This is a genomic window from Labrys wisconsinensis, from assembly GCF_030814995.1.
In the GTDB taxonomy this organism is placed as follows: Bacteria; Pseudomonadota; Alphaproteobacteria; order Rhizobiales; family Labraceae; genus Labrys; species Labrys wisconsinensis.
Map to the genome: position 1 here is coordinate 33,801 of NZ_JAUSVX010000009.1, position 21,272 is coordinate 55,072.

General features: G+C 67.0%; 20 protein-coding genes and 1 riboswitch. Of the genes, 8 read left to right on the top strand and 12 right to left on the bottom strand.

Annotation, left to right across the window (positions count from 1 at the left end; all coding sequences use genetic code 11):
- The first annotated feature begins 270 nt into the window (after nucleotides 1-270).
- From QO011_RS22250 to kdgD, 4 genes are all read left to right on the top strand, one after another.
- Entirely contained in the window at nucleotides 271-1,347 is a 1,077-nt protein-coding gene (locus tag QO011_RS22250; RefSeq protein WP_307276615.1) for a sugar ABC transporter substrate-binding protein, read from the top strand.
- A gap of 115 nt (nucleotides 1,348-1,462) precedes the next feature.
- Nucleotides 1,463-2,539, top strand: a complete 1,077-nt coding sequence (locus tag QO011_RS22255; RefSeq protein WP_307276618.1) for an ABC transporter permease — start codon at nucleotides 1,463-1,465, stop codon at nucleotides 2,537-2,539.
- A complete protein-coding gene (locus QO011_RS22260; protein ID WP_307276619.1) occupies nucleotides 2,536-3,363 on the top strand; it encodes an ATP-binding cassette domain-containing protein in 828 nt (275 codons plus the stop codon). The genes QO011_RS22255 and QO011_RS22260 overlap by 4 nt, the downstream gene beginning before the upstream one ends.
- Before the next feature lie 121 nt (nucleotides 3,364-3,484).
- Nucleotides 3,485-4,432: a 5-dehydro-4-deoxyglucarate dehydratase gene (gene kdgD / locus QO011_RS22265; RefSeq protein WP_307276621.1), complete on the top strand. Its 948-nt coding sequence runs from the start codon at nucleotides 3,485-3,487 to the stop codon at nucleotides 4,430-4,432.
- 38 nt (nucleotides 4,433-4,470) lie between these two features.
- Here kdgD and QO011_RS22270 read toward each other — a convergent pair whose 3' ends face one another.
- Entirely contained in the window at nucleotides 4,471-5,208 is a 738-nt protein-coding gene (locus QO011_RS22270; protein WP_307276625.1) for a FadR/GntR family transcriptional regulator, read from the bottom strand.
- Between the two features lie 186 nt (nucleotides 5,209-5,394).
- On the opposite strand from QO011_RS22270, the gene QO011_RS22275 reads away from it, so the two are divergent.
- Nucleotides 5,395-6,225, top strand: a complete 831-nt coding sequence (locus QO011_RS22275) for an NAD-dependent epimerase/dehydratase family protein (protein WP_307276628.1) — start codon at nucleotides 5,395-5,397, stop codon at nucleotides 6,223-6,225.
- A gap of 56 nt (nucleotides 6,226-6,281) precedes the next feature.
- Here the strand turns inward: QO011_RS22275 and ilvC are convergent, their stop codons facing one another.
- A complete protein-coding gene (ilvC, locus tag QO011_RS22280) occupies nucleotides 6,282-7,301 on the bottom strand; it encodes a ketol-acid reductoisomerase (RefSeq protein ID WP_307276631.1) in 1,020 nt (339 codons plus the stop codon).
- Between the two features lie 152 nt (nucleotides 7,302-7,453).
- Here ilvC and QO011_RS22285 point away from each other — a divergent pair, with 152 nt between their 5' ends.
- The gene (locus QO011_RS22285) at nucleotides 7,454-8,209 is read left to right on the top strand and encodes an SDR family NAD(P)-dependent oxidoreductase (protein ID WP_307276633.1); all 756 of its coding nucleotides are present in this window, start codon (nucleotides 7,454-7,456) and stop codon (nucleotides 8,207-8,209) included.
- 242 nt (nucleotides 8,210-8,451) lie between these two features.
- On the opposite strand, the gene ilvN is transcribed toward QO011_RS22285, so the two are convergent.
- The 4 genes from ilvN to QO011_RS22305 all read right to left on the bottom strand — a co-directional run bounded on the left by ilvN (nucleotide 8,452) and on the right by QO011_RS22305 (nucleotide 12,950).
- Nucleotides 8,452-8,988, bottom strand: coding sequence for an acetolactate synthase small subunit (ilvN, locus tag QO011_RS22290; protein ID WP_307276636.1), 537 nt, complete (start codon nucleotides 8,986-8,988; stop codon nucleotides 8,452-8,454).
- A gap of 58 nt (nucleotides 8,989-9,046) precedes the next feature.
- Nucleotides 9,047-10,810 (bottom strand): acetolactate synthase 3 large subunit, encoded by a 1,764-nt coding sequence (locus QO011_RS22295; protein WP_307276640.1) that lies wholly within the window; start codon nucleotides 10,808-10,810, stop codon nucleotides 9,047-9,049.
- A 294-nt stretch (nucleotides 10,811-11,104) separates the two neighbouring features.
- Nucleotides 11,105-11,911 carry an IclR family transcriptional regulator gene (locus QO011_RS22300; protein WP_307276642.1) on the bottom strand — a complete coding sequence of 269 codons (807 nt, stop codon included), beginning with the start codon at nucleotides 11,909-11,911 and terminating at the stop codon, nucleotides 11,105-11,107.
- A 121-nt stretch (nucleotides 11,912-12,032) separates the two neighbouring features.
- The gene (locus QO011_RS22305; protein ID WP_307276645.1) at nucleotides 12,033-12,950 is read right to left on the bottom strand and encodes a dihydrodipicolinate synthase family protein; all 918 of its coding nucleotides are present in this window, start codon (nucleotides 12,948-12,950) and stop codon (nucleotides 12,033-12,035) included.
- A 253-nt stretch (nucleotides 12,951-13,203) separates the two neighbouring features.
- On the opposite strand from QO011_RS22305, the gene QO011_RS22310 reads away from it, so the two are divergent.
- Nucleotides 13,204-14,541: an MFS transporter gene (locus QO011_RS22310; protein WP_307276647.1), complete on the top strand. Its 1,338-nt coding sequence runs from the start codon at nucleotides 13,204-13,206 to the stop codon at nucleotides 14,539-14,541.
- Nucleotides 14,542-14,641: 100 nt separating this feature from the next.
- Here QO011_RS22310 and crcB (QO011_RS22315) read toward each other — a convergent pair whose 3' ends face one another.
- The 6 genes from crcB (QO011_RS22315) to QO011_RS22340 form a co-directional block, all read right to left on the bottom strand.
- On the bottom strand, nucleotides 14,642-15,046 hold the full coding sequence (gene crcB / locus QO011_RS22315; RefSeq protein ID WP_307276650.1) for a fluoride efflux transporter CrcB: 405 nt from the start codon (nucleotides 15,044-15,046) through the stop codon (nucleotides 14,642-14,644).
- 9 nt (nucleotides 15,047-15,055) lie between these two features.
- Nucleotides 15,056-15,448, bottom strand: coding sequence for a fluoride efflux transporter CrcB (crcB, locus tag QO011_RS22320; RefSeq protein ID WP_307276652.1), 393 nt, complete (start codon nucleotides 15,446-15,448; stop codon nucleotides 15,056-15,058).
- Between the two features lie 40 nt (nucleotides 15,449-15,488).
- Nucleotides 15,489-15,866 carry a DUF190 domain-containing protein gene (locus tag QO011_RS22325; protein ID WP_307276655.1) on the bottom strand — a complete coding sequence of 126 codons (378 nt, stop codon included), beginning with the start codon at nucleotides 15,864-15,866 and terminating at the stop codon, nucleotides 15,489-15,491.
- 157 nt (nucleotides 15,867-16,023) lie between these two features.
- Nucleotides 16,024-16,083: riboswitch (Fluoride riboswitch) on the bottom strand.
- Between the two features lie 142 nt (nucleotides 16,084-16,225).
- Nucleotides 16,226-17,878, bottom strand: a complete 1,653-nt coding sequence (locus QO011_RS22330; RefSeq protein WP_307276658.1) for an OFA family MFS transporter — start codon at nucleotides 17,876-17,878, stop codon at nucleotides 16,226-16,228.
- 372 nt (nucleotides 17,879-18,250) lie between these two features.
- Nucleotides 18,251-18,799: a dihydrofolate reductase gene (locus QO011_RS22335; RefSeq protein WP_307276660.1), complete on the bottom strand. Its 549-nt coding sequence runs from the start codon at nucleotides 18,797-18,799 to the stop codon at nucleotides 18,251-18,253.
- Entirely contained in the window at nucleotides 18,796-19,737 is a 942-nt protein-coding gene (locus QO011_RS22340) for a thymidylate synthase (protein WP_307276663.1), read from the bottom strand. The genes QO011_RS22335 and QO011_RS22340 overlap by 4 nt, the downstream gene beginning before the upstream one ends.
- Before the next feature lie 138 nt (nucleotides 19,738-19,875).
- On the opposite strand from QO011_RS22340, the gene QO011_RS22345 reads away from it, so the two are divergent.
- Nucleotides 19,876-21,261 (top strand): esterase-like activity of phytase family protein, encoded by a 1,386-nt coding sequence (locus QO011_RS22345; protein ID WP_307276666.1) that lies wholly within the window; start codon nucleotides 19,876-19,878, stop codon nucleotides 21,259-21,261.
- Nucleotides 21,262-21,272: the final 11 nt, after the last annotated feature.

Genomic DNA, 21,272 nt, shown 5'->3' on the forward strand with positions numbered 1-21,272 from the left:
GTCCGTCGGCCTTCAGCTCATCCCAAGGAGCGGATGGCCGCTGCTGCTGAAGGCCCTGAATTCGACGGCTGGCATGTCCGCTCCTTGGGCCGGGTTTCCGTCCGCAACGCGCGGCCGGACCCGACCGCGGCGCCCCCTCGACCGGCTGGAAAGAGATTGACACGAAATTTGTCATATAACAATATGACAGGAGGACAGGGCATCTCCTGGCGGGACGCAACGACGTCCCTTGGGAACGGCCCGGATCCCCAGAAAAAAGGGAGGTTACCCGTGGACGACATCCAGGATCAGGCGGAAACCACAAGGGCCGGCAGCGGGATCAGCCGGCGCACGGCCTTCACCACCGCAGCCAAGCTGGGCTTGGGGATCGCGGGACTTGCCGGCGGCTTGGGCGCGGCGTCAGCGGAGGACGCGCCGCAACCGACCGGCGGCCTGCCGAGGAAGGCCTACAAGTTCCACTTCGTCTGCCATGTGACGCTGGACCAGTTCTTCACGCCCACCATCTACGGCATCCAGGATGCCTGCGCCGCGTTCGGGTGCAGCTATCAATGGACCGGCTCGCAGAAGAACGTCGTCTCGGAAATGGTGAGCGCCATGCAGACGGCGATCGCCCAGAAGTCGGACGGCATCGCGGTCTGCCTGGTGGATCCGAAGGCCTTCGACGCGGCGACGGCCATGGCCTCTGCGGCCGGCATTCCGGTCATCGCCTTCAACGCCGACGTGCCCGCCGGCAGCCCCAACAAGCGCCTCTCCTATGTGGGTCAACCTCTGTACCAGTCCGGATACAACTCCGCCCTGAAATGGCTGAAGCTGGTGCCCAAGGGCGGGCACGTCATGCTCTCCATCGGCGTTCCCGGTTCGCTGAACACCCAGCCCCGGCTGGACGGCTATATCCAGGCCATCAAGGACCATGGCGACGAGATCACCTATGACGTCGTCAACACCGGCCCGGACCCGGCGACGGAGATATCGCGCGTCGAGAGCTATTATCTCAGCCACAAGACCATGGCCGGCATGTTCGGCACCGGCGGCTCGGACACCTATGCCTGCGGCTTCGTCGCCAACAAGTATGGCCTGGCGAAGACCGGAACGGCTGTCGCCGGGTTCGATCTCTTCCCCCAGACCCTCGGCTTCATCAAGGCCGGCGACGTCGCCTTCACCACCGACCAGCAGGCCTATCTGCAAGGCTTCCTGCCCGTGCAGCAGATGTACCTTTACAAGCTTTCGGGCGGCCTGGTCGGCCCGGCCAACAGCGACACCAGCCAGGCCTACGTGACCAAGGACAATGTCGACGCCTATGTCGGCCAGACCCGTTTCGAGGGCCGCAGCACCGCCGAGCCGACATGACGTCGCCGGGGACCGGCGAAAGCGTCGAGGAGGCGGCCCCGAGGCCCAGGCGGCTTGTTGGACGCGCATCGACCTTCGGTGATGCGTCCGGACCCCGGACTGAGAGAAGGCACGCATGGTGACGGCGAGCGAACCCAGCAGAGAAGAGACGCGCAAGGTCGGCATCGCGATGCCGACCACGATGCTGGAGAGGGTGCTCTTCCTCCTGTCCCGCTATCGGGAGGCCAGCATCGCCGTCGTTGCGATCATTCTCGTCATCTACTTCCAGATCGGCAGCGGCGGCGGATTTCTCTCCTCGCAATTCATGAGCGTCGTCCTGCGCGACACCGGCCGCCTCGGCCTGATCGCGGTCGCCGAGGTCATGCTGATGATCACCGGTGAGATCGATCTGTCCCTCAGCAGCACCTTCTCGCTCGCCCCCTACATCATGGTCCTGATGTCGATCGTCTGGGGCGTCCCCCTCGCCGTCGGCGCCGCGGTCGGCATCGCGCTCGGCGTGCTGGTCGGCTTCGTCAACGGCATCATCACGGTGCGCTTCCGCGTGCCCTCCCTGATCACCACCGTCGGCACGCTGTTCTTCCTGCAGGGCATCGTCGTCTCGATCTACAACAGCCAGCCGATCGTCGCTCCGGTGGAAGAGCCCTTCAGCGCGATCTTCGGCGAGAGCCTGTTCGACCCCTCCGATTCCCTCTGGTCCTGGCACGGCTTGACCGCCTTCACGCCGTTTGTCTGGACCGTGCTCGTCGTCGCGGCCCTGGCGCTGGTGCTGAACCGGACGACGTTCGGCCTCCACACCATTGCGACCGGCAGCAACATCGTCGGGGCCAAGGAGATCGGCGTGCGGACCGACCGGATCAAGGTCTGCAACTTCATGATCGCCGGCGGATGCGCGGCCTTTGCCGGCATCATCAACACCGCCCAGTTCGCGTCTGCCGATCCCCAGGCCGGCAGCCCCTTCCTGACGCTCCAGGCCATCGCGGCGGCCGTCATCGGCGGCACCTCGCTGCTCGGCGGGTCCGGCACGGCCATCGGCTCCCTGATCGGCGCCTTCGTGGTCGCCTCGCTCAACAATGGCCTGGTGATGATAGGCGCCCAGGCCACCGTGTCGGATATCTATCTCGGCGTGGCGATCGTCGCGGCGATGATCCTGAGCGTCCAGGTCGACCGGCTCCGCACGCGGAGGCGCCTGTGAACACGGACGATATTCCCGCTCTCGGGCCGGATGCCCCCGTCATCCTCGAGATGTCCCACATCAGCAAGAGCTTCGGCGCCATCACCGCGCTCGTCGATGTCAGCATCAAGCTTCGTCAAGGGGAGGTGCTGGCCCTGGTCGGCGACAATGGCGCCGGCAAGTCCACCCTGATCAAGATCCTCTCCGGGTTTCACCAGCCCGATACCGGCACGATCGTTTCCAGGGGCCGGGAAGTCCGCTTCGGCTCGCCGCGCGACGCGCGCGCCCATGGCATCCAGACGGTCTATCAGGATCTCGCGCTGATCGGCGACCTCAGCGTCTACCACAACATGTTCCTGGGGCGCGAATACCACAAGCGCATCCTCGGCCTGAAGCTGCTGGACAATGGGAAGATGCGCGAGCTCGCCCAGACCTATCTCAAGACCTTGGGGATCTCCATCCCCAGCGTCGACAGCACGGTCGACCTGCTGTCGGGCGGCCAGCGCCAATGCGTCGCCGTTGCCCGGTCGATCTATTCCTCGCCCACCATCCTGGTCCTCGACGAGCCGCTGGCCGCCCTGGGCGTGCGGGAAAGCGCCCACGTGCTCGGCCTGATCCAGAACCTTCGCCGGCAACGCGCCGTCTCGGTCATCCTGATCGTCCACAACTACAACCAGGTCTTCGAAGCCTGCGACCGCATCAACTTCCTGCACTCCGGTGAAATCGTGCTCGACGCTTCCACGTCGCAGACGAGCGAGGAGGAGCTGATCCGCATCGTCAAGTCGGGCCTGGGCCGGACCGCGATCGCGGCCGCAGCGGCCGGGGCCGGACCGGGTCCGGCATGAGCTCGGGCAGGACGGCCATGGGTGGAACGGCCCCGGGCGAGCGTTCGGCCCGACGCGCGAACCTCGAGGATTTCCCGATCGCCCGATCGCGACAGCCTCGCACAGACACGGAGCATTCGTCTTGACTGTCTCTCCCTCCGATCTGATCAGCCGGCTTGGTCAGGGCCTCCTATCCTTTCCGCTCACGTTCTTCGACGAGGCGGGAGCCTTCAACGAGGATGGCTACCGCGCCCATGTGGCGCTTCAGGGAGCCGCGGGCGCCGGCGGCCTGTTCGCGGCGGGGGGAACCGGCGAATTCTTCTCGCTCACCCTCGATGAATACAAGCGGGTGGTGCGGGCTGCGTCGGAGGAGGTCCCCGACGGTCTTCCACTGCTCGCCGGCGTCGGATACGGGACCCGCATGGCGATCGAGTTCGCCCAGGCCGCCGAGGCGAATGGCGCGGATGGCCTGCTCGTCCTGCCGCCCTACCTCGTCCATTCCGAGCAGGAGGGCCTGCGCCGGCACCTCACGGCGATCTGCCGGTCCGTGGGGATCGGGGTGATCGCCTACAATCGCGACAATGCGATCCTGACCGCCGAAACCCTCGACCGGGTGGCCGAGGACTGCCCGAACCTCATCGGCCTGAAGGACGGCGTGGGCAATGTCGAGCTGCTCACCGCGCTCCGCTACCGCATGGCCGACCGCCTCATCTTCATCGGCGGCATGCCGACGGCCGAGGTTCACGCCAGCGCGGCTGCCGCCATCGGCATGAAGACCTACTCGTCCGCCATCTACAATTTCGCCCCCGCGACGGCCCTGCAATTCTTCAACGCCTTGCGTGCCGGCCGCAGGTCGGAGATCGACGACCTGCTGCGACGGTTCTTCCTCCCCTATCTCGCCATCCGCAATCGGCGGGCCGGCTATGCCGTCTCGATCGTCAAGGCGGGCGCTCGCATCGCCGGGATCGATTGCGGACCGGTCAGGCTTCCCCTTCTCGACCTGAGGCCCGAGGAACAGGAGGAACTCGCCACTCTCATCGAATCCTGCGCGATGCCCATGCGGGGCGGACGCGAGGTCGCCGGCCACTGATCCCCGTGGGACCCCGGCCCCGATCGGCGAAGATCGGCTCAGCGCGCCGAGGGATGATCGAACATCCCGCGGTAGCGCTCCCGGGAGGCCTCCAGATGTTCGCGCAGCGTGAAGCGAGCGGCCTCGACGTTCCGGCGCTCGATCGCCTGGTAGATGCGCCGGTGCTCCATCTGGACCTGCTCCAGATAGTGCCGACGCTGGTCCGGGGTTTCCGATTTCGGTCGGATCGATTGCCGCGGGATGATCACCGGCCCCAGAAAATGCATGAAGCGCTCGAAATAGGGGTTGCCCGTGGCCGACGAGATGGCGCGATGAAACGCAAAGTCGGACTCGATCGCCGTGCCGCCCGCGGCGATCGACGCGTCGATGACGTCGAGGCAGCGCCGCATCTGCGCAAGGTCCTCGTCGGTGCGCTTCTCGGCGGCGATGCCGGCCGCTTCCGACTCCACCGCCAGCCGGAGCTGCAGCACGTTCAGGACCTCGGTCAGGGAACGAACCTCGTCCGACACGATGCGGAATGTCGTGTTCGTCTCATGATCGGCCACGAACACGCCCGAGCCCTGGCGGCTGACCACCAGGCCCTCGGAGCGCAGCGAGGCCATGGCTTCGCGTATCACCGTGCGGCTGACATTGAACTGTCCGATCAGCTCCTGCTCGGTCGGCAGCTTCTCGCCGCTCGCAAAGCGACCGCTGCGGATCTCGCGCGCGAACCAGTCGGCGACCTGCGCCGTGCGGCTGAGCGTCGGGGGCAGAGGGGAAGCGGGAACGCGTGTCATGATCAGCCAGCAGCGAGAGACGAACCGTGAGTCTTGGCAATGATTTTATCTGGTCATATGATAATATGCTCTTTCTATCGCTTTATCGAGCGCGGATTGCACGCTCGTCCCCCCACGAGGGCACGAGTGGTGCCAGCTGTCGCCGGTCTCGCGCCGCCCTCGTGCCAGGCACGGAAAGGATAGACTGTGGCTGCCCCTGACAGGCCGGTGCTGTTGACCGGCGCATCCGGTACGATCGGACGCCTGCTGACGAACAGGCTCGCGGCATTGGGGTGGCGCCTGCGCTTGACCGACATCGTGCCCTTGCCCATCCCGCTTCCATCGGGAGCGACGTTCGAGCGGGCCGATCTGGAGGACCGGGACGCCATCGCGAGCCTGGCCCAGGGCTGCGGCTTGATCCTGCATTTCGGCGGGGTCTCCACCGAGCAGTCCTTCGAAGCCATTCTCGGCCCCAATCTGCGAGGCAGCTTCCATGTCTACGAAGCCGCCCGCGCCCAGAAGGCGCGCGTCGTGTTCGCCTCCTCCAACCACGCGGTCGGCCTCTATGACCGGTCGACCGTCCTGGATCATGATTGTCATCTGCGTCCGGACGGCCATTACGGCCTGTCGAAGGCCTATGGCGAAATGCTCGCCCGCCTCTATTGGGAAAAGCACGCCGTCGAAAGCGTGATGATCCGCATCGGCTCGGTCCTGCCGGAGGTTCCAGACGAACGAATGCTGTCGACCTGGATCTCGCATGACGATTTCGTCCGCCTGATCCAAAGCTGCGCAGACGCCGAAAGCGTGGACTGCTCGATCATCTGGGGTGCTTCGGACAACAGCCGCAGCTTCTGGCGGCACGATGCCCGGGACAGGATCGGCTGGACGCCGCGCGACAGCTCTGACGATCAAGCCGAACGCGTTCGCGGCAGGGTCACGAACGACCCCGTGGCGGAACGGTATCAGGGCGGGAAATTCGTGACCGTCGACTATACGCGCCGGGATTTCGCCCCGAGCGCCATGTTTCCCGAGGCATGACGAACAAAGCGTCCCCTCTCCCACCGGGAGAGGGGATTTGCGCTAGAGACAGCCGCTCAGTTGCGGGCCTTGTCGACCAGCTTGTTCTTGGCGATCCACGGCATCATGCCGCGCAGCTTCTCGCCGACCGCCTCGATCGGGTGGGCGTCGTTCATGCGGCGCGTCGCCTTGAACTTCGGCTGGCCGGCGCGGCATTCGCGGATCCATTCCGACGTGAAGGCGCCGGACTGGATATCCCTAAGCACGCGGCGCATCTCCGCCTTGGTCTCCTCGGTGACGATGCGCGGGCCGGTGACGTACTCGCCGAACTCCGCAGTGTTGGAGATCGAGTAGTTCATGTTGGCGATGCCGCCCTCATAGATGAGGTCGACGATCAGCTTCACCTCGTGCAGGCACTCGAAATAGGCCATCTCGGGGGCGTAGCCCGCCTCGACCAGCGTCTCGAAGCCGCCGCGGATCAGCTCGACCAGGCCGCCGCACAGCACCACCTGCTCGCCGAAGAGATCGGTCTCGCACTCTTCCTTGAAGCTGGTCTCGATCACGCCCGAACGGCCGCCGCCGACGCCGCAGGCATAGGACAGGGCGAGGTCGTGGGCATTGCCCGAGGCGTCCTGGTGGATGGCGATCAGGCAAGGCACGCCGCCGCCCTTCTGGTACTCGCCGCGCACGGTGTGGCCCGGGCCCTTCGGCGCGATCATGATCACGTCGACGGTCTTCTTCGGCTCGATCAGCGAGAAATGCACGTTGAGGCCGTGGGCGAAGGCGATCGCCGCGCCGTCGCGGATATGGGGCGCGATCTCGTCATTGTAGATGTCGGCCTGGAGCTCGTCGGGCGCCGCCATCATCAGGAGGTCGCCCCACTGGGCGGCTTCGGCGACGGTCATCACCTTGAGCCCGTCGGCCTCCACCTTCTTGGCCGTGGTCGAGCCGGCCTTCAGGGCGATGGCGATCTCCTTCACGCCCGAGTCCTTCAGGTTCATCGCATGCGCGCGGCCCTGCGAGCCGTAGCCGACGATGACGACCTTCTTGGTCTTGATGAGGTTGAGATCGGCATCGCGATCGTAGTAGACGCGCATGGTTCTTATCCTTTCAGGCCTGCGGTTGTTATAAAATTTCCGAGTTTCGAAATTTCCTGGGCGAATAGCGGTTCGCCGTGCCGCTGGCAACAGCCCAAACCGATTCTCCAAGTCCGTCCCAAACTCCGTCCCGAACTGCGTGGAGCCGTCCGATGTCCGTGTTCGATTTCAAGGGTCGCGTCGTGCTGGTCACCGGCGGCGCCTCCGGCATCGGCCGGGGCATCGTCGAGGCCTTCGCCGGCGAAGGCGCCGAGGTGGCGCTGACCTATGCCACCAGCGGCGCCGGCGCGGCCGAAATCGTCGCGGCTTTCGGCGGCGAGCGCGTGCTGGCGCTGCAGGCCGACCTCACCCGGGAGAGCGAATGCGCCCGTGCCGTGGCCGAGACGGAAAAGGCCTATGGGCGCATCGACGTCCTCGTCACCAATGCCGGCGGCCTGATCGCCCGGGCGCCGACGGTCGAGACCACGACCGCCCTGTGGCAGGAGGCCTTCGCCGTCAACGTCCTCTCCACGGTGATGGTGTGCAAGGCCGCCCTGCCCGGCATGATCGCGCGCCGGAGCGGCGCCATCGTCACCATGGGCTCGATCGCCGCGCATAGCGGCGGCACCAGCGCCGCGCACTATGCCGCGGCCAAGGGCGCCATCCACACCTTCACCCGGGCGCTGGCCAAGGAGGTCGCGGGCAGCGGCGTGCGCGTCAACGGCGTGTCGCCCGGCCTGATCGGCACCCGCTTCCACGACCGCTTCTCCACGCCCGACAAGCGCCAGGCCACGGTGGCCCAGACGCCGCTGAAGCGCGAAGGCACCCCGGCCGACGTCGCCGGCGCCTGCCTCTACCTCGCCTGCGACGCGGCGAGCTTCCTCACCGGCGAGATCATCGAGGTGAACGGCGGGATAGGGATGTATTGAGAGGGTGGAGAGGAGCGGTTGGACTCTTTCGTCAAAGGGTGGGGCGAGATGGGCCGGTCGTAGATCGGACGCAACGCCTGCGTCTTCCCTCCCCCTTGCGGGGAGGGATAAAGGGTGGGGGTCGTCGGCGTAGGGCGCGCGCTGTCCTGATGGACCCCCACCCTTTATCCCTCCCCGCAAGGGGGAGGGGAACGGCTGGCGTCGCGCGTGCACCCATCCCCCCGCTCGACCCGCCCGCCCTCTCACAGCCCTTCCGGCCCCCGCGCGATGGCGGCGATGCCGGTGCGCGACACTTCCACCAGGCCGATCGGGCGCATCAGCTCGATGAACTGGTCGAGCTTCTCGCCCTTGCCGGTCAGCTCGAACACGAAGCTCTCGGTGGTCGCGTCGATGACGCGGGCGCGGAAGGCGTCGGCGAGGCGCAGCGCCTCGACCCGGTCCTCGCCCTTGCCGCGCACCTTGATCAGGAGCAGCTCGCGCTCCAGCGCCCGGCCGGTGGCGGTGAGGTCGACGACCTTGTGCACCGGCACCAAGCGCTCGAGCTGCGCCTTGATCTGCTCGATGACGTTGGCCGTGCCCGTCGTGACCACGGTGATGCGCGAGACGTGCTCGGCATGCTGCGTCTCGGAGACGGTGAGGCTCTCGATATTGTAGCCGCGCCCCGAGAACAACCCGACCACGCGGGCCAGCACGCCGGGCTCGTTGTCGACCTCGACCACCAGGGTGTGGGTCTCGAGGGCGGCGGAGGAGGAGGCCATGAAATAGGCGGATCCGGTCATGCTCTGTCCAGTCGTTCTCGAACGGCGGAGGGGGGTGTGAAACGTCATAGCCCAGGCCTCACACCAGCTGCTTGCCCTTGGCATCGATGATCGAGCCGATATCCTCGGCGGCATCGCCCAGGATCATCTCGTTGTGCGCCTTGCCCGAGGGGATCATCGGGAAGCAGTTCTCGGTCTTGTCGACGACGCAGTCGAAGATCACCGGGCGCGGCGTGTCGATCATCTCGCGGATGGCGTCGTCGAGCTCGGCCGGGTTCGAGCAGCGGATGCCGACGCCGCCATAGGCCTCCGCCAGCTTGACGAAGTCGGGCAGCGCTTCCGAATAGCTCTCCGAATAGCGCCCGCCATGCAGCAATTCCTGCCACTGGCGCACCATGCCCATATATTCGTTGTTGAGGATGAACACCTTGACCGGCAGGCGGTACTGCACCGCCGTCGACATCTCCTGCATGTTCATCAGGATCGAGGCTTCGCCGGCGATGTCGATCACCAGCGACTTGGGATGCGCCATCTGCGCCCCGATCGCCGCCGGCAGGCCATAGCCCATGGTGCCGAGGCCCCCGGAGGTCATCCAGCGGTTCGGGTCCTGGAAGTGGAAGTGCTGCGCCGCCCACATCTGGTGCTGGCCGACCTCGGTGGTGATGTAGGGATCGCGGTCCTTGGTCAGCTGGTACAGCCGCTCGATGGCGTATTGCGGCTTGATCACCGTGTCGGAGCGGCGATAGGCCAGCGACTTGCGGGCCCGCCAATGGTTGATCTCGTCCCACCAGGCCTTCAGCGCCGCCTTGTCGACCGCGGGCTTGGACTCGCGCCAGACCGACAGCATCTGCTCCAGCACATGCGCCGCGTCGCCGACGATGCCGATGTCGGCCTTGACGTTCTTGTTGATCGAGGACGGGTCGATGTCGATGTGGATCTTGCGGCTGTTCGGCGCGAAGGCGTCGATGCGGCCGGTGATGCGGTCGTCGAAGCGCGCGCCGATGTTGATCATCACGTCGCACTCGTGCATCGCCCAGTTGGCCTCGTAGGTGCCGTGCATGCCGAGCATGCCCAGCCATTGCGGATCGGCGGCCGGGAAGGCGCCGAGGCCCATCAGCGTCGAGGTGACGGGATAGCCGGTCAGCTTGGCGAGGTCGCGCAGCAGGGCCGAGGCGCGCGGCCCGGCATTGACCACGCCGCCGCCGGTGTAGAACACCGGCTTCTTCGCGCCGGCGATCAGCGCCACCGCGGCGCGCACCTTGTCCATGTCGCCGTCCAGGCGCGGACGATAGGTCTTGTGGATGTTCTCGGTCGGCTTGAAATAGGTGCCGGTCTTGAACTGGATGTCCTTGGGGACGTCGATCACCACCGGCCCGGGCCGCCCGGACGAGGCGATCAGGAAGGCCTCGTGCAGGATGCGCGGCAGGTCCTCGATCCGCTTCACCAGGTAGTTGTGCTTGGTGCAATGACGCGTGATGCCGACCGTGTCCGCCTCCTGGAAGGCGTCCGAGCCGATCAGATGCGTCGGCACCTGGCCGGTGATGCACACCAGGGGGATCGAATCCATCAGCGCGTCGGTGAGGCCGGTGACCGCGTTGGTGGCGCCGGGACCGGAGGTCACCAGCACGCAGCCGACCTTGCCGGTCGAGCGGGCATAGCCCTCGGCCGCGTGGACCGCGCCCTGCTCGTGCCGCACCAGGACGTGGCGCAGCCTCTCCTGCTGGAAGATCGCGTCATAGATCGGCAGGACAGCACCGCCGGGATAGCCGAAGAGGTGCTCGACGCCCTGGTCCACCAGGGCCTGCACCACCATTTCCGCGCCGGTCATCTGCATCGTCGACATCGTCGTCGTCCTTGGATTTCGTTCTGAGGCTTCGTCTGCTGGCGTTCGGGCAATAAAAAAGGCCCTCGAGGGGCCCATGCGCGTCATCAGAGGAGAGTCCGGGGGTCTATCCCCGCTCCATCGATGACGCGAAACCTACGATAAGGATGTTGCGCACGCGAGTGCTCCCATGTGCAAAAGTTGCGAGGTTGTAGAACCTCCGCGCCGGGCGGTCAAGCGGAAGACGGCGATATTTGTCGGGAAAGCCCGTGCCCGAGCAGCTTCCTAGATGTGAGCAGGTTCGGGACAACCTGCTTAGGGGCGGTAGCCGAGGCGCCCCGAAACCAGCTTGGCATGGCTGATCACCAGGCGGGAGAGCTCCGGAATGCGCCCCGTGGTCACGCGGCGTTGCGCGCCGCTGACGCTGATCGCCGCGAAGACCCGGCCCGTGCCGTTGCGAATGGGCGCCGCGACGCACCGGATCCCGGCCTCATGCTCGCCGTCGTCGACGGCGTATCCCCTGGAGCGGATCGCGCCGAGCTCCTCACGCAGCTTTTCCGGCTCGACGATGGTCGCGGCCGTGAAGGAGCGCAGGCCCAGCTTCATGACGCGTTCGATCACCGCCTCTCCCTGGAAGGCCAGGGCCGCCTTGCCGACCCCCGTGCTGTGGCACGGGGTGGCCTCCATCGTCGTGACGATGTTGTGGGGCCGGCCGGCCCCATGATCCGAGCGCTTGACGAACACCATCCGCGTTCCGTCGAAGACGCAAAGATGCACCGTCTCGCCGCTCAGCTCCGACAGGGTGTCGACATAGGGCTGCGCCTCCCGGTAGAGGGGCAGATTCGTCAAGGCCGTGCTGCCGAGCTCGAACAGCTTGAGCCCCAGGCGATAGCGCTCCCGGCTGGCGTCCTGATCCAGGAAGCCGACGCCGCGCAGGCTGTCGACGATGCGATGAACGGTGGTGCGCGGCAGTCCCGTCTGCTGGGCGATCTGGACGACGGACAACTCGCGGTCGACCGCCGAGAAGCACTCCAGGACGTCGAGCATCTTGAAGAGCGATTTGACATTCTGGCGCCCCGTCTCCGCGGTCGACGGGTCGGCATCTGGCAGTCTGTTCAGCATGATGGACCGAGGCTACGGCTCGGCGCCTGAAGAAGCAATCGGATCGCTTTCACTGCGATGTCCGGTGGCGCGAAGAGGTCTGCGCGCCACCGGCGAGGGCAAGGACGCTCAGTCGGCGACGTCACTCAGCCGCGACGCTCATCCCGGGGGAGTCGAGCCCCTCCAGCAACGATGTGAGCGCAGGGCCGATCGCCGCCTTCTGACGCTCGGACGCCGGGGGCATCGGCTGGCGCGGCAATCCGACGGAGCACCCCTGCAGCTCGAGGGAATACTTGACGCAGGCCGGCAGGTTGTCGGCGCTGATCGTGTTCCAGAAGCGCAGGAGCCGGCGATGAATTGCCGATGCCGCGCCATGATCTCCGCTGCGGACCGCATCCCAGAGCGCGACGCAGGCCCGCGGCACGGCTGCGGGATTGGCCGCGATGGTGCCGTGAGCGCCGAGGACGAACGAGGGATAGAGCAGCGCGTCCACCGCGGTCAGGACGATCTTGCCCTTCGGCACGTCGAGAAGCAGATCGGCCATCAATTTCAGGTCGCCGGCGCTTTGCTTGACGCCGATGACGCCCGGCAGCTCGGTCATGATCCGCAGCAGCAGCGCAGGGCTCAGATAGTTCCAGGGCACGACGTTGTAGATGATGACCGGTTGCTTCACGGCCTGGGTCAAAGTCGTGAAGTGACGGACGGTCGCGTCCTCGTCCGGCTTGAAGACGTAGTGGACCGGCGTGATCTGCAGGGCCGACACGTTGAACTCGTCGATCGCCCGGGCTCTCGCGATCGCCTCCCGGGTGCTGTTGGCGATGATGCCTGCCACCAGGGGAACCTGCCCGTTCAATTCCTCGGCGCAGGCGCCGATCAGGCGCTTGAACTCATCGATGGACAGCGTGTGGCCCTCGCCGGTGCTGCCGCCGACGCAGACGCCGTGGACGCCCTGGCTCAGCATGAAGCGGACCTGAGCCCGAAAGGCGCGCTCGTCGATCTCGCCGTCCGCGTCGAACGGCGTCGTGAGTGGGGGGATGATGCCCGTGAGCTTGGTATGCACGTCGTCCTCCTGTCATTCCTTCGCTTGATTGTCCGGAATACGGACATACCTAGCGCCGGTACTTTTGGAGGTCAACCGTCCACGGGCCCATTCCATTCACCGCGCGTCATCGCGTTGCGGTATAGAGAACAGGATTGACAAGTCGTGCAAAACCTCGTCATTCCTAATGTCCGTATAGTGGACATTCAGAATCCGACGACGAGCAAGACGCGTCGCCCCGTCCGGCACGGGGGACGCCACGGAGGAAATGACGATGAGTGCAGATATCGGAGCGGCTCCGGTTGCGAGGGCGCCCGGCCGCGAGCCGGCGGCCCGGGCCCATCCGGAAGGCCAGACGATCGCGAAGGTCGCCCTGGCCAGCGCGATCGGCAACACGATCGAATATTACGACTTCACGCTCTACGCGACCGCAACCGCTCTGGTGTTCAACAAGATCTTCTTCCCGAGCCTGGATCCGCTGGTCGGCTCGCTGGCGGCTTTTGCGACGTTCTTCGTCGGCTACTGCGCCCGCCCGCTGGGTGGCATCCTCTTCGGACATTTCGGCGATCGCGTCGGCCGGAAGACGGCATTGCTGGTCACCATCCTGATCATGGGCATCGGCACGGTCCTGATCGGCCTGATGCCGTCATACGATCAGATCGGCATCCTGGCCCCGATCGGCCTCGTCCTGCTCAGAACGCTCCAGGGTATCGGCATCGGGGGCGAGTATGCCGGCGGCATGGCGATGACGGTCGAGCACGCACCTGCCGAAAGGCGCGGGTTCTACAGCTCGCTCGTCCATGTCGGCGTTCCCGCGGGCTTTCTCATCCCGATCGCCTTGCTGGGCTTTCTCTCGACCAGCATGGACGAAGCGCAATTCCTGAGCTGGGGCTGGCGCCTGCCGTTCCTCTTCAGCATCGTGCTGGTCGGCATCGGCCTCTTCATCCGGTTCCAGATTGCCGAGACACCGGCCTTCCAACGGGTCCTGGCCGAAGAGGTGCCTGCGAGCATTCCGGTGGTCGAGGCCGTGCGCGATCACCGCTCCAATCTCTTCTTCGGCATCGGTGCCAAGATTGCCGAAAGCGGATTGTTCAACATCTACGCGGTGTTCGTGATCACCTATTGCGTGACGCAGCTGGGTCTTCCCAAGCAGACCATCCTGAACGGCGTTCTCGTCGGCTGCGCCCTGGAATGCCTCACGCTTCCCCTGTTCGGCGCCCTGTCCGATCGGGTCGGCCGAAAGGCCGTCTACATCGGCGGCATGATCTTCCAGGCGCTGCTGGCGATCGTGTTCTTCGCGATGGTCGACACCGGCGACACCGGCATGATCTGGCTCGCGATCGCGCTGGGCCTCGCCATCGGCCATGGGTCGGTCTACGGCGCGCAGGGCGCCTATTTCTCGGAGCTGTTCCCGGCGCGGGTTCGCTACAGCGGCCTCTCGCTGGTCCAGCAGATCGGCCCCATCCTGGGTGGCGGCCTGTCTCCGCTGATCGCGACGCTCCTGCTCGCCGAGTACGGCGGCTCGGCCATGGTCGCGGTCTACATGGCGGCGATGGCCATCCTGTCCGCTGTCTGCACACTCGGCCTCAAGCCTCTGAGAGGCGATCTGTAGGACCCGGGGGCAGGTCCGGACCCGGACGGGTCCGGACCTGCCCCCGCCGGCGCCCCGTGCTGCCGCACGCTCGCCGGCTTCATGGCGTGGATCGCCTGCCCTACCTGTTGATGCGCACGGCAACGCCGTAACCGACCCAGGCGGCGGCGAGCGAGAGCCCGACCACCGTGACGAGATAGATCGCGCCGAGCCGCAGGTCCCCGGCGAGGAGCAAGCCGAACGTGTCCAGGCTCATGGCGGAGAAGGTGGTGAAGCCGCCGCACAGGCCGCCCATCACGAACTGGCGCCCGGCCGGGCTGACCAGGAGCCGGCCGTCCGGCCCGGTCAGCGTGGCGAAGGCCATGATGATGAAGGATCCCACCACGTTGACGAAGGCGGTCGCCCAGAGCGCGCTGAGCCCGAGGCCCGAGACGATGGCGACGCCGGACAGGAAGCGCAGCAGCGAGCCGATCGCCGCGCCGCAGCCGACGGCCATGACGATGGGCATGGTCTTGCGGTCCATCATGCCGGCCTCCTATCGCAGCGCCGCGACGACGGACCAGAAGCCGAGCGCCACGGCAAGGACACACAGGCCGGCCGACAGGATGACATAGAGCATGGCCGGCTCGCGCTCGCCACCGAGGGCGAGGTTCAGGGTCTGCAGGCTGAACGAGGACACCGTGGTGTAGCCGCCGCACAGGCCGACGAAGAGGAAGTCGCGGAACAGCTCCCCGGCGAACACGCCGCCGGCGGCGCGGGCCAGCCCGGACAGCCCGCCGATGAGGAGGGCCCCCGAGACGTTCACCACCAGCGTGCCCCAGGGAAAGGTCTCGCCGATGCGGCGACCGACCAAGCCGGAGACGAAGAACCGGGCGAGGCCGCCGCAGAACCCGCCGAGCAGCACGAGAAGACAGGCTTCGAGCATCATCGGGCGATCGCAGCCCGTGGAGGTGTTCCGTCCGCCGTCATCAGGCCAGTCCCTGCGGGCTGCCATCGTCCGGGATCAGGCCGGTTTCGTCCTCGCCGTAATGGACGACGGTGACCTTTTCCAGCGTGATCAGGCAACTCTGCGTGAGCCGCCTCAGCTGCGGCAGGAAGGCCTGGATCTTCGCCTCCGCGTCGACGATCTCGATCACGACCGGCAGGTCCTGCGACAGGCGCAGGATCTTGGCGGTGTGCAGCCGGCTCGATCGCCCGAAGCCGAGCGGGCCGCGCAGGACCGTGGCGCCGGCGAGATGGGCCTGCCGCGCCTGCAGCACGATCGCCTCGTAGAGAGGCTTGCCGTCCGCCCTGTCGTCCTCGCCGATGAAGATGCGAAGGAGCGAGGCCTTTTCCGGGATCTGCATCGCCGTGGCTCCTCTGGCCGGATGGTCGCTTCCCATGTTGCACCGATCGCCCCTGTACGAAAACGAGGAATGAAGCCCCCCTCGCGGAGGGCCGGGTGGACGAAACGGGCGCTGGTGCGGGAAGGGTGCTTGAGACAAGCTCCTACCGACGCCAAGGCGCCCGGTAGGAGTCATCAGCCTTGCGGCGGTTTCGGGGGACCCCATCCCCATCGCCGCGACGATAGGCGACCGATCGCGCCGCCGTCAATGCCCGGGGTGCAAGGCTGCCCACCCGGCGGGACCGCCAGGGATCGGATCGGAACGCCGGCAGGCGAGGCTCTCGCCCCGCCCGATGTCGGCGCGCAGGACGGGCGGCCGTCCTAGCGGAACAGCACCAGCGCGCCGCTGAGCGTCACCCACACGCCCCACAGCAGCGGAATGCCGACGAACGCCCAGGCGAGCAGGGCCGGGCCCGTCAGCCCACCGCGGCCGATGCCGAAGGAGCCGCCCGTCGCGTGCGCACCGCTCTTGGCCTGCAGCGCCGCCACTTCCGCCTCGCTCATGAACCACCGGTCCGCCAGCGGCCGCACCAGGACGTTGGCGATCAGCCCCAGCACCAGCAACCCCGCGAGGACGTACATGGTGTAGTCGTAGACCTGCGACCGCGGCACGCCGGCGGCGATCTGGAACTCGCGGATATAGTTCACCACCACCGGGCCGATGATGCCGGCCGTGGACCAGGCGGTCAGCAGCCGGCCATGGATCGCGCCGACGAACTGGGTGCCGAAGATGTCGGCGAGATAGGCCGGCACCGTGGCGAAGCCGCCGCCATACATCGACAGGATCACGCCGAAGATCAGCACGAACAGCGCCTTGCTGCCGATATGGGCGGCCCATGGCGCGGCGGCATAGAGCACGATGCCGAGGGCGAAGAAGGTGAAATAGGTCGCCTTGCGGCCGAGCCTGTCGGAAAGCGAGGCCCAGAAGAACCGACCGCCGATGTTGAACAGCGACAGGAGGCCGGCAAAGCCGGCGGCGATCGTGGCGACCAGCGTCTTCTGCTCCGCCGTCAGATCGAGGAAGGAGACGCTGGGCTGGCCGATCAGCGCGCCGCCGAAGATTTCCTGCAGCATGGGCGAAGCCATGCCGATCACACCGATGCCGGCGGAGACGTTGAGGCAGAGCACCGCCCAGATCAGCCAGAACTGCGGCGTCCTGTGAGCGTCCCTGAGATGCACGCTCCTGGTGGTGATCATGGCTTTCGCCACCGCCGGCGGCGGCGTCCACCCGTCCGGCCGCCAGCCCGCCGGCGGAATGCGGTAGCCGAAGGCTCCCGCCAGCATGAACACGGCATAGATGACGCCCATGGCGGTGAAGGTCTGCCAGACGCCGACCGAGGTCTCCGTCTTGAAATGGTTCATCAGGATGTTCGCCAGCGGTGCGCCGATCATGGCGCCGCCGCCGAAGCCCATGATCGCCATGCCAGTCGCCATGCCGCGCCGATCCGGGAACCATTTGATCAGCGTCGACACCGGCGAGATATAGCCGAGGCCGAGGCCGACACCACCGATCACGCCCGATCCAAGCAGCATCAGCCAGAGCTGGTGGGTGTAGACGCCGACGGCGGAGATCAGGAGGCCGCCGCACCAGCACAGGGCCGAGACGACGCCCGCCTTGCGCGGGCCGACGCGCTCCAGCCAGCCGCCCCACAGGGCGGCGGACACGCCGAGGACGACGAAGAACAACGTGAACATCCAGCCGAGATCGGCGATGCGCCAATCGCAGCTCGTGGTGAACAGCGCCGAGGCCAGCGTCAGGTCCGGACAGGCGACCGATTGCTTGACGCCCAGCGCCCGCGACAGCGGCAGCCAGAACACGCTGAAGCCATAGGCCATGCCGATGCACAGGTGAATGCACAGCGCCGCCGGCGGCACCAGCCAGCGGTTGAACCCGGGCCCGGCGACGATCCGCTCCCTGTCCAGCAACCCCGCGCCGGACGCGATCCGGCCGACACCCTTTGTCGCAATGTCCATCTCTGCCCCTCCTCCCGTCTGAAACGTTCGGCGGATCGGCAGACCCGGGCCGGATGGACCGAGACGGACGGATCAACCGACGTCGCATTGTCGCAACCACCAACCTGGAAGAGAATCACGCGCGATCAAGAGCACAGCATCGTTGTCCGATAGAAAATTTCTATTGCCTCTGCCCAAACGTCAAGTCATCGGCCCATCCGGGCCCGGACTCAACTTGACCGACACGTGCACGAGGCGTCCGGGCGATCCTAAGAAAGAAATAAGACCCACCGAGATCTGACCGCCGGCTCTGGGCAGGCGGCAATGCCCGGTCTCTCAGCCCGAAGCGTCAGCGGCGCTGCCAGACCATGTCAGCGGCGCTGCCGGACCACGTCAGCGGCGCTGCCAGACCACCACGTCATAGGCCGCATCGTCCTTCTCCCCGCGGGGGTAGGCGGTGCGCGAGGCCTGCAGCCATTGCAGGGGATCGATCGGCGGGAACACGGCATCGCCCTCCGCCTCGAGCTGGATCTCGGTGATCACCAGCCTGTCGGCCCGCTTCATCGCCTCGGCATAGATGGTGGCGCCGCCCGCGACGATGATCTCCTCGGCACCGCTGGTCCGGGCCAGCATCGCCGCCAGCGCGAAGGCGGCGTCGAGCCCGTCGACGACATGCACGCCCTCGGCCGCGAAGGCCGGGTCACGCGTCACCACGACGGTCTCGCGCCCCGGCAGCGGCCGGCCGATCGACTGATAGGTCTTGCGGCCCATGATCATCGGCTTGCCCCAGGTGGCGGCCCGGAAATGCTTGAGATCCGAGCGCATGTGCCAGGGCAGGCCGTTGTCGACGCCGATGACGCCGTTGCGGGCCATGGCCGCCACCATCACGATCGGCAGGGGATCGGCCTCGTCACCGGCGAGAACCGCGGCCGGCGCCGTCATACCGCGATCGGCGCAGGGATGGCGGGGTGCGGATCATAGCCTTCGACGACGAAATCCTCGAAGCGGTAGTCCAGGATCGACGCCGGCCGCCGGGCGAAGGCGAGGGTCGGCCACGGGCGCGGCTCGCGGGCGAGCTGGGTGGCGACAAGCTCGCCATGGTTCTCGTAGAGATGCACGTCGCCGCCGAACCAGACGAACTCCCCCGGCTCCAGGTCGCATTGCTGGGCCAGCATGCGCAGGAGAAGCGCGGCCGTGACCAGATTGTAGGGCACGCCCAGGCCGACATCGCAGGAGCGCTGGTGCAGGAGGCCGGAGAGCCGCCCGTCCGCGACGAAATATTGATAGGTCATGTGGCAGGGCGGCAGCGCCATGCCGTCGAGCTCGGCCACGTTCCAGCCCGTGAACAGGAGCCGGCGCGAGCTCGGGTTGGTGCGGATGTCGTGGACCAGCCGGCTGATCTGGTCGATGCCCTCGGGCGTGCGGCGGAACAGCCCCTCGCCCGCCGGCTCGTAGCGCGGCCAATGGCGCCATTGCGCCCCGTAGACCGGGCCGAGGTCGCCCCACGCCTGCGCAAAGGCCTCGTCCGCCACGATCCGCGCCTCGAACGCCGCCTGCGTCACCGCCTCGCCCGTCTCGCGCCGGTAGCGCGCCAGCGGCCAGTCGGTCCAGATGGTGACCCCGTCCTGCAGCAGCGGACGGATATTGGTCTCGCCGCCCAGAAACCACAGGAGCTCCCGCACGATCGTCTTCCAGGAGACCCGCTTGGTGGTGAGGAGCGGGATGGTGCCGTCGGAGAGATCGAAGGCCAGCCGCTCGCCGAACACGGCGCGGGTGCCGACGCCGGTGCGGTCGCGGCGCGGCGAGCCCTCCCGCCAGACCCGCTCCATCAGGTCGAGATAACGGCGTTCCGGATGGCTGGTGCGGGCGCGGTCGAGCATGGCGCCAATATAAGGCGGCGGCGATGATTCCGCGATGGCCGGCGGCGGATATCCACGGCACGTCACGCCGCCTCCATGCAACTGTCATCCCGTCCGCCTAGACCTCCGCCGTCCTTTGGGATCGAGTTGGGGGAATTCATGTCATCGTTCCATCGCCGCGCCGCCTCGCTGGCCGCGCTGCTCGTCGCCCTGTCCGCCGCCGCTGCCGGCGCCGAGACGCCCGCACCGCAGGCCTTGCCCGCGGTGCTCGCCGGCCACGCCGTGCTGCCGGCCATGACCTTCGCCGCGCCGCCGGCCGACGCGCCGGCCATGTTCGCCACCTCGGGCAAGTTCGCCGGCCCGACGCTCGCCCGCATCGACCGGCCGTTCAGCGTCATGGGCACCACCGGCAGCAAGGACGCGGTGCGCCAGACCGGGCAGACCTTTCCCTTCGTCGGCCAGGCCGTGCAGGGCTTCAGCGGCATCCTGTCGGTCGGCAACGGCGAATATGTCGTCCTGACCGACAACGGCTTCGGCTCCAAGGCCAATTCGCCGGACGCGATGCTGATGGTGCACCGCGTGAAGCCGGACTGGCAGACCGGCCGGGTGGCGCTCTTGAACACGCTGTTCCTCAGCGATCCCGACAAGAAGGTGCCGTTCCGCATCGTCACCGAAGCGACCAGGGAGCGCTATCTCACCGGCGCCGACTTCGACATCGAATCGGTGCAGATCGTCGGCGACCATTACTGGTTCGGCGACGAGCTCGGCCCCTTCCTGATCGAGACCGACGCCACCGGCCGGGTGCTGACCGTGATCGACACCGTGGTCGAGGGCCGGCCGGTGCGCTCGCCCGACAATCCCTACCTCACCATGCCGGGAGCGCCCGGGCCGGTGGCCTTCGAATCTCGCCGCAGCAAGGGCTTCGAGGGCATGGCCGTGTCCGAGGACGGCCGGACGCTGTACCCGCTCCTGGAGGGCGGCCTGTGGGATCCGGCCAAGGGTGCGCCGGAAGCCGATGCGCAGGGCCGCGAATATCTGCGCGTCCTCGAATTCGACGCGGTCGGCAAGCGCTTCACCGGCAAGTCGTGGAAGTACCGGCTCGAAGCCAACGGCAACTCGATCGGCGACTTCAACCTGATCGGCGGCACCCGCGGCCTGATCATCGAGCGCGACCAGGGCGAGGGCGACGCGGCCAAGGCCTGCCAGGGCGAGCCGAAGCCCGATTGCTTCGCCGCCCCGGCCAGGCTGAAGCGGGTCTATCTCGTCGATCTCGCCGATGCGGATGCCGACGGCTTCCTGCGCAAGATCGCCTCGATCGACCTGCTCGCGATCCAGGATCCCGACCACAAGGCCAGGCAGGGCGGCCGTGACGGCACGCTCACCTTCCCCTTCATCACCATCGAGAACGTCGCCCGCGTCGATGCCGATCACATCATCGTCGCGAACGACAACAACCTGCCCTTCTCCGCCGGCCGCGCCGTCGACCGGCAGGACGACAACGAGTTCGTGCTGCTGAGCGTGCCCGAGCTTCTCAACGCCAAATAGGCATCGTCGCC